This window comes from Kitasatospora sp. NPDC059462 (genome assembly GCF_042749955.1).
Lineage (GTDB): Bacteria > Actinomycetota > Actinomycetes > Streptomycetales > Streptomycetaceae > Kitasatospora.
In genome coordinates, this window is the sequence record NZ_JBHYUU010000038.1 from 43116 (window position 1) to 52057 (window position 8942).

The following is an 8942-nucleotide window of genomic DNA, read 5'->3' on the forward strand; positions in this document are numbered from 1 at the left end:
GCGCGGGCGCGTCCGGAAACCCGCCGCGCTGTCACCCGGTTCGCGCACCGGGACGTCAACTCTCGCTGACGACACGACATATCGGGACATAATCGGTCAGTTGCGGTGCTCGCCGACACCTTGTGCACTCCCGGACAACAACCGGTGCTCCCCAGTGCCCTCGGGTGCGTGCGCGGGGTGCGGCGCGCTGTCAGGATGCGGCGGGTACCGTCCGCCCGTCCGGAGTCCGGAGCCCCGTTCATGAGCAGTGATTCCTCCGCCGTCCCCCTCCCGCACCCCGTCGATCCGCGCCCGGTGCGCCGGATGGTCCCGCGCAGCCGGGACGAGCCGCACCGGGTCGCCACCCCGCTGGAGCTCTTCTTCGACCTCTGCTTCGTGGTCGCGGTCGGCCAGGCCGGCCGGGAGCTCGCCCACGACCTCGCGGGCGGTCACTGGGGCGACGGCCTGGCCGGCTACCTCTTCGCCTTCTTCGCCATCTGGTGGGCGTGGATGAACTTCACCTGGTTCGCCTCCGCCTACGACTGCGACGACGTGCCGTACCGGATCACCACCCTGGTCCAGATCGCCGGTGTGTTGGTCCTCGCGGCCGGCGTGCCGCGGCTCTTCGCCGACCAGGACATCGTGCTGGTGGTGCTCGGGTACGTGGTGATGCGGCTGGCCATGGTCACCCAGTGGCTGCGCGCGGCGGCCGCCGAGGAGGGGCTGGCCCGTACGGTGGCGCTGCGCTACGCCGCCGGGATCACGCTCTGCCAGATCGGCTGGGGCGTGGTGATGCTGCTGCCGCACGACGTGCGGACGGTGGTGATCCCGATCGGGATCCTGGCCGAGCTGGCGGTGCCGGCGATCGCCGAACTGCGGCTGCAGACGCCCTGGCACCCGCACCACATCGCCGAGCGGTATGGCCTGTTCACGCTGATCGTGCTCGGCGAGACGGTGGCGGCGGCGACCGTGGCGGTGCAGTCCGCGGTGGACGAGCACGAGGGGCTCGGCCGGCTGCTGCCGGTCGCGGCCGGCGGTCTGCTGATCTGCTTCTCGGCCTGGTGGATCTACTTCGCCCGGCCGGTCCACGAGCACCTGCGGTCCAGTCGGCAGGCCTTCCTCTGGGGGTACGGCCACTACCTGGTGTTCGGTGCGGCGGCGGCGATCGGCGCCGGTCTGGAGGTGGCGGTCGAATCGGCCGTGCACAAGGCGCACATCTCCGAGACGGCCGCCACCGCGACGGTGACCGTGCCGACCGCGCTCTACCTGTTCACCGTCTGGGCGCTGCACGCCCGGCACGCCAAGACCGGCGCGGTTCAGCTGGCGCTGCTCCCGGTGGCGTCGGTGGCGGTGCTCGCCTGTACGGTGGCGGGCGGCTCCGGCGTCCTCGCGGCGGGCCTGGTGACGGCGGTCACGGTCGCGGCCGGGGTGGCGCTGCACACGAGGGAGCGCTGAACGAGGACCGGACCGCGGCGCTGCGGTGAGCCCTCCCGCGGCTGCCCGTCGCGGGGGTGCTCCCCGGCCCGGCCGGTCGCGCCGTCCGGCGGGCCCGCGCCGTTCAGCACCACGGGGCCGCCCGCCCGGAGCGGGTCCGGCGGCGGCCCCGGCAGGGCGCGCAGCACCTCGTCGTGCCCGGAGAGCCAGGTCCGGTACGCCGGGCTGGCCTGGGCGAGGTCGCAGTAGGCCGCCCGCAGTTCCTCGTACAGCGCGTCGCGGGCGGGCGGGCCGAGCGCGCGCGGCCGCCAGACCAGCAGCAGCCGCACGGCCAGCGGGTCGCCGTGCAGCCGGCGCACGACGCTGCCCGGCCCGGGCAGGGAGGTCGGCTGGCAGGGGCGGACCGCCTCCCCGGAGGCGACCAGTTCGGCGGCGGTGGCGTTGTCCCGCACCTGGACCACCCGGGGGTTGAGCCCGGCGGCGCGGAACACCCGGCGCATCGCGGCGTACTCGTGGTCGGCGGTGGGGTCCACCATCCAGGTGTCCTCGGCGAGTTCGGCCAGCCGCACCACCGGACGGGCGGCCGCCGGGTGGCCGGCCGCGAGCGCGACGAACTGCGGCTCGCGGGCGAGCAGCACCCGGTGCTCGGCGTCCGGGGGCAGCCGCAGCGGGAAGCCCTCGCTCTCGTGCACGAAGGCGACGTCCAGCTGGTCGGCGGCGATCATCCGGAGCAGGGCGTTGGCCGAGATGTCGATCTGGATGGTGGTGTCGGTCTCCGGCAGCCGCTCGTGCAGCCGGCGCAGCCAGGCGGCCACCGCCCGGCTGCCGACGCTGCCGATCCGCAGCCGCCGGGCCCGCTCGCCGCCGGCCGCCTCCCGGGCCTCCTGGCGGGCGGCGGCCACCAGTGCCGCCATCTCGGCGATCACCGGCCTGGCCCGGGACAGCACGGAATGGCCGAGCGCGGTGGGCCGGCTGCCGGTCTGCTCCCGGGTGAACAGCGTGCCGCCGACGGCCCGTTCGATGCGGTGCAGCTGGGTGGTGAGCGACGGCTGGGTCATGCCGAGCTGCAGCGCGGCCTTGCGGAGGCTTCCGGTGTCGGCGATCGCGCACAGCACCCGCAGGTGTCTCACGTCGAGCTCCACACCGGGGAGCGTAACGGCCGAAACGGTCTTGCGCCAGGGACATGACAGGCCGTCCGGCCGACCGGGCATCGACGGCGGCCCCGCCGCGGCGGCCGCCGGACCGATCCCCGCGCGGATCCCCGGACGGGGCGTCGGGCGGGGCGTCGGGCGGGGGCGGACGGGGCGGCGGGCGGATCGTCGGGCGGTGCGGTGATTGGTCCGGGCTATCGCCGGTTGACATCATCCGCCGGGCCGCCGGCCTGGCCGAAGCTCTGGGGGCAGCAAAGCATCCATCCGTTGCCCGCGGCCCGGCCCCCACCGGCCGCGGCGCACTCGCGAAGCGGAGCCCCCCATGAACCGTGTGCCGCGCACGCTCTCCGTCGCGCTCGGACTGGTCCTGGCCGCGGGAACGGCGGCCGTCCTGCCGACCGCCGCCGGCGCCGCGCCGGCGGCCGCCCCCGGAACCGTCCGGCACTACGCCCCGGGCGCGCCCGCCGGGGGCGCGGGCAAGGCGGACGACCGGGCGTTCTTCGAGGCCGTCATGAAGTCCGCGCGGGCCAAGCAGGCCGCCAACCCGTTCCTCCTGGCCGTCACCGTGACCTACGACGCGAGCAACGCGCCGTCCTTCGCCGCGCAGATAGCCCAGAGCGCGCAGATCTGGAACGGCTCGGTGAGCAACGTCCGGCTCCAGGAGGGCGGCAACGCCGACTTCGCCTACTACGAGGGCGACGACCCGGACAACGGCTCCTACGCCAGCACCGACGGCCACGGCAACGGCTACATCTTCCTCGACTACACCCAGAACCAGCAGTACGCCTCGCTGCGCGTCACCGCGCACGAGACCGGGCACGTGCTGGGGCTGCCGGACCACTACTCGGGCCCGTGCAGCGAGCTGATGTCCGGCGGCGGCCCCGGCCCCTCGTGCACCAACCCGTACCCCAACAGCACGGAGCGCAGTCGCGTCAACTCCCTGTGGCGGTACGGCCTGGCCGGCTGATCCGGCCCCTTCGACGGCCGCCCGCCAGGCGGCCCCCCGGCGTGCGCCGACCGGACGACCCCCTCCGGCCGGTCGGGAGCGTGCCCATGCGCACCACCGCCCCACCGCACCACCTTTCACCCCCACCCCTCGACCCGTGAACGGGAGCCCCCACATGAACCGTGTCTCGCGCACGTTCTCCGCCGCCCTCGGCCTGGCGCTCGCCGCCGGCCTGGCCGCCCTGCCGACCAGCGCCGCCGCCGCGCCGACCCAGGGCTACACGGCGTCCGGCACCGCCTACGCCGGTTCGGCCGCCGAGGACGCCAACAACCAGGCGTTCTTCGAGGCCGTCATGAAGTCCGCGCGGGCCAAGCAGGCCGCCAACCCGTTCCTGCTGGCCGTCACCGTGACCTACGACGCCAGCAGCGCGCCCACGTTCCGCAGCCAGATCACCCAGAGCGCGCAGATCTGGAACAGCTCGGTCACCAACGTGCAGCTCCGCGCCGGCACGGCGGCCGACTTCCGCTACTACGAGGGCAACGACTCGCGCGGCTCCTACGCCAGCACCGACGGCCACGGCCGCGGCTACATCTTCCTCGACTACGCGCAGAACCGGCAGTACAACTCGGTGCGCGTCACCGCGCACGAGACCGGCCACGTGCTCGGCCTGCCGGACCACTACTCGGGCCCGTGCAGCGAGCTGATGTCCGGCGGCGGCCCCGGCACCTCCTGCACCAACCCGTACCCGAACACCACCGAGCGCTCCCGGGTGAACTCCCTCTGGCGGTAACCCCCAGGGCCTCGCCCGCGCACCGCAGTGACGGCCCGGTCGCCGCAACCCCGGCGACCGGGCCGCCCCGCGTGCGTTCCCGCCCCCGTGGCGTACCCGAGCAGGGCCGGCGGTGCGCGCCCCACCGTGTCACCGCCGCGCCCGCTCGCGCCGGACGGCCGCCGCGCCCGTCGGCCCCGGACTGTCGGTGCCCCGTGCGAGCATGCGGACCAGGACCACGACCCGTCCGCCGCCGACCGCGAGGTGCCTCCGTCATGCCCCAGCACGTCCCCGACCGCCTGGAAGACCTGCCCTACGCCGGCCACCTGACCCCGCACACCGGCCCGCTGCGCAGCGACGGGCGCTACGACACCGTGCACTTCGACGGCGGCGAGTACACCGGGCAGGCGGCGGGCGGCGCGACCTTCCTGGAGTGCGCCCTCACCGGCGTCGCGCTGAGCGGCGTCAAGCTCCGCCAGGCCCGGTTCAACGAGGTCTGGGTGCAGGCCGGCCGCTGGGTGGCCTGCGACCTCGCCGACAGCGAGTGGCAGGACAGCGCGGTCACCGGCGGTGTGCTGGCCGGCATCGCCGCCCACGGCTCGGCGCTGCGCCGGGTGGTGTTCCGCGGCTGCAAGCTGGAGGCGGTCAACCTGCGCGCGGCCGTGCTGCGCGACGTGGTCTTCGAGGACTGCCTGCTGCGCGACGTCGACTTCGGCGACGCGAAGCTCACCGACGTCACCTTTCCCGGCTCCACCCTGGAGGAGGTCCGGCTGCGCGGTGCCGCCCTGAGCAAGGTCGACCTGCGCGGCGCCGTCTCCCTCGGCCTGCCCGACGGCCACCAGGGCCTGCGCGGCGCCCTGATCAGCCCCACCCAGCTCTTCGAACTGGCCCCCCAGTTCGCCCAGGCCCTGGGGATCACGGTGCAGGCCTGAGGGCGCCCCGCAGGTCGTCGATGCCGTCCGCCGCCGGTAAGGGGCATGTCCGGCTCCGTTCAGCCACGCGTCGTTCGGCGACCCCGGGGGGAACAGTGCGCCAACCCTGACGCCCGCCCCTGGTGGGGCGGTTCGGGCGGGTGGAGGATGCTGCGCGGTCGAGTGGGCCCCGACTTGTGTGCACAACCTCCAGTGAAGGGACGGGCTGGGCTGATGGTCGAGCTGAGTCGTAGGAAGTTCGTGACCCTGTCCGGTGCCGCCGCCGCGGGTCTCGCCGTGGCCGGTGCCGGAACCACCGGTGCCGGGGCGGCCCCGGCCGCCGACGCACCGGCGGGCACGCCGGCCGCCGCGCCGGCCGCCGCGCCGTCGGCGGCGCTGTCGCAGACCGGCACCCTCGCCGACGCGCGGCACATCGTGATTCTGATGCAGGAGAACCGCAGCTTCGACCACTACTTCGGCATGCTGCGCGGCGTGCGCGGCTTCGCCGACCGCTCCGCCGTCCAGATCGCCGGCGGCTACTCCGTCTTCAACCAGCCCAACGGCCTGCTGGCCCGCCAGTACCCGTGGCAGTTCAGCCTCACCAAGCCGGCCGGCGGCGCCGACCCGGAGCGCCTGGCCCAGTGCAACGGGGATCTCAGCCACGGCTGGAGCGATCAGCACCGCGCCTGGAACGGCGGGAAGCTGGACTCCTGGGTGGCGGCCAAGGGCAACGTCCGCACCCTGGGCTTCCTCACCCGCCAGGACATCCCGTTCCACTACGCGCTGGCCGAGAACTGGACCATCGCCGACGCCTACTTCTGCTCGGTGCTGAGCGCCACCGGCCCCAACCGCACGTACCACTGGTCCGGCCAGATCGACCCGTCCGGCGCGGCGGGCGGCCCGGCCTACGACGGCGGCGACGAGAAGGGCCTGCGCTGGCAGACCTACGCCGAGGCGCTGGAGAACGCCGGCGTCAGCTGGAAGGTCTACCAGAACGCCGCCGACAACTACGGCGACAACGCCCTGGCCTACTTCACCCAGTTCGCCGGCGCGCCCGCCGGCAGCCCGCTCGCGGTCAAGGGCATGGGCTCCGTGCCCAAGGTCACCGGCCGGACCCCGGACGACATCGTCGCCGCGATCAAGGCCGACGTGCTGGCCGGCAGCCTCCCGCAGGTCTCCTGGATCGTCCCCAACCAGGAGGTCTCCGAGCACCCGTACGCCACCCCGGCCGACGGCGCGCACTTCGTCCACAACGTGATCGACGCGCTCAACGCGGACCCGGACGTCTTCAACTCCACCGTGCTGCTCCTCAACTACGACGAGAACGACGGCTTCTTCGACCACGTCCCGCCGCCCGCCGCGCCGGCCGGCACCCCGGGCGAGTTCTACAACGGCACCGCCATCGGCCTCGGCTTCCGCGTCCCGCTGATCGCCGTCTCGCCGTGGACCCGCGGCGGCTGGGTCTCCTCCGAGGTCTTCGACCACACCTCGGTGCTGCGCTTCCTGGAGAAGTGGACCGCGGCCGTCGGCAAGCCCGCCACCTGCGTCAACATCAGCGACTGGCGCCGGCGGGTCTGCGGCGACCTCACCGGCCTGTTCGACTTCGCCAACCCGGTGTACGGCTTGCCCGCGCTGCCCGCCACGGCCGGCGCGGTGGTCGGCATGGCCAACTGCGGGCCGCTGCCCAACCCGGCCCCGGTCGACAACAAGCTGCCCGCCCAGGAGATCGGGACCCGCCCGGCCCGCGCCCTGCCCCACCAGCCGAACGCCGTCCTGGACCACCTGGAGTTCGGCTCCGGCGGCGTGATCAAGGTCTGGCTGACGATGGCCAACCAGGGCGCGGTGGCGACGAAGTCCGCCCACTTCGCCGCGTACGCCAACGCCTACCGCAGCGGCGGTCCCTGGCAGTACACCGTCGACCCGGGCGGCAGCCAGAGCGACTTCTTCAACTGCGGCACCGGCTACGGCAGCGGCCAGTACGACCTGAGCGTGATCGGGCCCAACCGCTTCCTGCGCCGCTTCAGGGGCGACGCCACCAAGGCCGGCAGGAACGCGGCCGTCACCTGCTGGTACGCCGTCGAACCGGGCACCGGCAGGCCGGCGGTGTACTTCGGGCTCGCCAACACCGGCACCACCGCGCTGACCTTCACCATCACGTCCACCAACTACCGCACCGACGGCCCCTGGACGTACCAGGTGCCGGCCGGCGGCAGCGTGAGCGACTTCTTCAACGCCGTCGCCCTGACCAACGGCTGGTACGACTTCACCGTCACGGTGAACGCCGACAGCACCTGGTCGCAGCGGTTCACCGGTCACCTGGAGACCGGCGCCGCCAGCGTCAGCGGCTGAGGCCCGGCGGGCGCGTCACCGCCTCACAGGCCCCGGGGGAACCACGGGTCGTGGACCTCCCGGGGCCCGTAGGGCGTGAGCAGGGTCAGGGACAGCGGCGACGCCGCGTACTCGGCCAGCAGCACCGCGCCGTGCCGGGTCTCCAGCTCGGCCTGGACGGGCACCCGCAGCCGGCTGAGCGCCCGCCGCAGCTGCAGCGCGTCGCGCCGGCTCACCGGCTGCGGCGCGCGCAGCACCAGCCGCAGCGGGCTCAGCGGGCCGGCCACCGGTTCGCCGGTGGCCAGCTCGTAGCCGATCGCGCCGATCGGCCCCCAGGCCAGCCGGTGGTCGGCGATCAGCTGTCCGGCGAGCGGCAGCACGGTCAGCGCGGGAACCGCCGCCACCCGTTCGGGCGACAGCAGGGAGAGCCGCCCCGGCAGCTGTTCGGGGCGCAGCGTGCGGGCCACCGCGGCCCGGGGCGCCAGCGCGTCCAGCCGCTGCCCGCGGTGGGGGCCGCGCACGGTCACCGGCAGCCAGGTCTCCGGCGCGGCCGAGACGTCCCGGGTGCAGCGCACGGGGTGCGGGGTGTCGGCGGGGGTGCCCGCCACGGCCGGCGCCCGCCCGACGGTCACCCAGGGGTGCGCCCGCAGCACCTGCCGCGCCCAGTCCGGCAGGGGTCCGCCGCCGAGCGGCCGCAGCGAGCTGGGGCACTGCATCAGCAGCAGGTCGTGGACGCCGGCCTGCCGTCCGTCGAGCGCGGCCAGTGAGCCGACCAGCCGGCGCGGTCCGCCGTGCGGCTCCTCACTCGGGCGGGGGACGCGGGGGCGGGCGGCGACGGTCACGGCGGGCTCCAGGGGTGGGATCGGGACCGGCTGACGGCTCCACCCTCCCCCCGGCCCCGCCGGGAGGGCTACGGCCTTTCGGCGCCCGCGACCAGGGACCAACGGCTCAACGGCCGCCGGCTCCGGTCCGGCCGCCGGGCCCCGGGCAGCGGGTGCGGTCGGCGGGTCCGGTCAGCGGGTGCGGGCCGGGCGCGGCGGTGTGAGAGTGGGGGCAGTCCGGAATTCGCCCGGAGGAGGAGTCATGGGAATCTTCGACAGGTTCCGCCACAAGGCCCCGCAGACCGCCGAGGAGAGCAGGTCCTCGCTCGCGGCGGGCGCCGAGCGGGACACCACCGCGACGACCGACGCCGCGCAGCGTGCCGCGCTGGCCCACGACGAGGCCGTCGACGCCTTCAGCGCCGAGACGGAGAAGGCCCGCGAGGCGCAGGAGGCCTCCGCGGCCGGGGAGCGGGAGGCCGAGGAGCGTGCCCGCCAGGACATGACCTCCGAGGGCGACCCCTGGGGCTGACCGCCCGCCGCGCCCGTTTCACCGCTCCCCGCTTCACCGCCGCCCGCTTCACCGTCGCCCGCCGCTGCCGCCCC

The 8942-nt window shown here is 74.9% G+C and carries 7 protein-coding genes and 1 pseudogene; 6 read left to right on the top strand and 2 right to left on the bottom strand.

The window, feature by feature from the left end; genetic code table 11:
• Positions 1–240: 240 nt before the first annotated feature.
• Positions 241–1434: a low temperature requirement protein A gene (locus tag ACFXAM_RS13080; protein WP_380290437.1), complete on the top strand. Its 1194-nt coding sequence runs from the start codon at positions 241–243 to the stop codon at positions 1432–1434.
• A 170-nt stretch (positions 1435–1604) separates the two neighbouring features.
• On the opposite strand, the pseudogene ACFXAM_RS13085 reads toward ACFXAM_RS13080, so the two are convergent.
• Positions 1605–2543, bottom strand: a pseudogene (locus tag ACFXAM_RS13085) (LysR family transcriptional regulator); the annotation flags it as partial.
• A 343-nt stretch (positions 2544–2886) separates the two neighbouring features.
• On the opposite strand from ACFXAM_RS13085, the gene snpA (ACFXAM_RS13090) reads away from it, so the two are divergent.
• The 4 genes from snpA (ACFXAM_RS13090) (at position 2887) to ACFXAM_RS13105 (ending at position 7539) form a co-directional block, all read left to right on the top strand.
• Entirely contained in the window at positions 2887–3531 is a 645-nt protein-coding gene (gene snpA / locus ACFXAM_RS13090) for a snapalysin (protein ID WP_380290439.1), read from the top strand.
• Positions 3532–3685: 154 nt separating this feature from the next.
• A complete protein-coding gene (gene snpA, locus ACFXAM_RS13095; RefSeq protein WP_380290441.1) occupies positions 3686–4300 on the top strand; it encodes a snapalysin in 615 nt (204 codons plus the stop codon).
• A 254-nt stretch (positions 4301–4554) separates the two neighbouring features.
• A complete protein-coding gene (locus ACFXAM_RS13100) occupies positions 4555–5211 on the top strand; it encodes a pentapeptide repeat-containing protein (RefSeq protein ID WP_380290443.1) in 657 nt (218 codons plus the stop codon).
• 213 nt (positions 5212–5424) lie between these two features.
• Positions 5425–7539, top strand: a complete 2115-nt coding sequence (locus ACFXAM_RS13105) for a phosphocholine-specific phospholipase C (protein ID WP_380290445.1) — start codon at positions 5425–5427, stop codon at positions 7537–7539.
• Positions 7540–7562: 23 nt separating this feature from the next.
• Here ACFXAM_RS13105 and ACFXAM_RS13110 read toward each other — a convergent pair whose 3' ends face one another.
• Complete coding sequence (locus ACFXAM_RS13110; protein WP_380290447.1) at positions 7563–8360, bottom strand: phosphoribosyl-dephospho-CoA transferase MdcG domain-containing protein; 798 nt, start codon at positions 8358–8360, stop codon at positions 7563–7565.
• Positions 8361–8601: 241 nt separating this feature from the next.
• On the opposite strand from ACFXAM_RS13110, the gene ACFXAM_RS13115 reads away from it, so the two are divergent.
• Complete coding sequence (locus tag ACFXAM_RS13115; RefSeq protein WP_380290449.1) at positions 8602–8868, top strand: hypothetical protein; 267 nt, start codon at positions 8602–8604, stop codon at positions 8866–8868.
• The last annotated feature ends 74 nt before the right edge of the window (positions 8869–8942 follow it).

Bases quoted from the DNA above. Each gene is read 5' to 3' on its own strand.
- ACFXAM_RS13080 (WP_380290437.1), top strand. From the start codon at position 241: ATGAGCAGTGATTCCTCCGCCGTCCCCCTCCCGCACCCCGTCGATCCG.
- snpA (WP_380290439.1), top strand. From the start codon at position 2,887: ATGAACCGTGTGCCGCGCACGCTCTCCGTCGCGCTCGGACTGGTCCTG.
- snpA (WP_380290441.1), top strand. From the start codon at position 3,686: ATGAACCGTGTCTCGCGCACGTTCTCCGCCGCCCTCGGCCTGGCGCTC.
- ACFXAM_RS13100 (WP_380290443.1), top strand. From the start codon at position 4,555: ATGCCCCAGCACGTCCCCGACCGCCTGGAAGACCTGCCCTACGCCGGC.
- ACFXAM_RS13105 (WP_380290445.1), top strand. From the start codon at position 5,425: ATGGTCGAGCTGAGTCGTAGGAAGTTCGTGACCCTGTCCGGTGCCGCC.
- ACFXAM_RS13115 (WP_380290449.1), top strand. From the start codon at position 8,602: ATGGGAATCTTCGACAGGTTCCGCCACAAGGCCCCGCAGACCGCCGAG.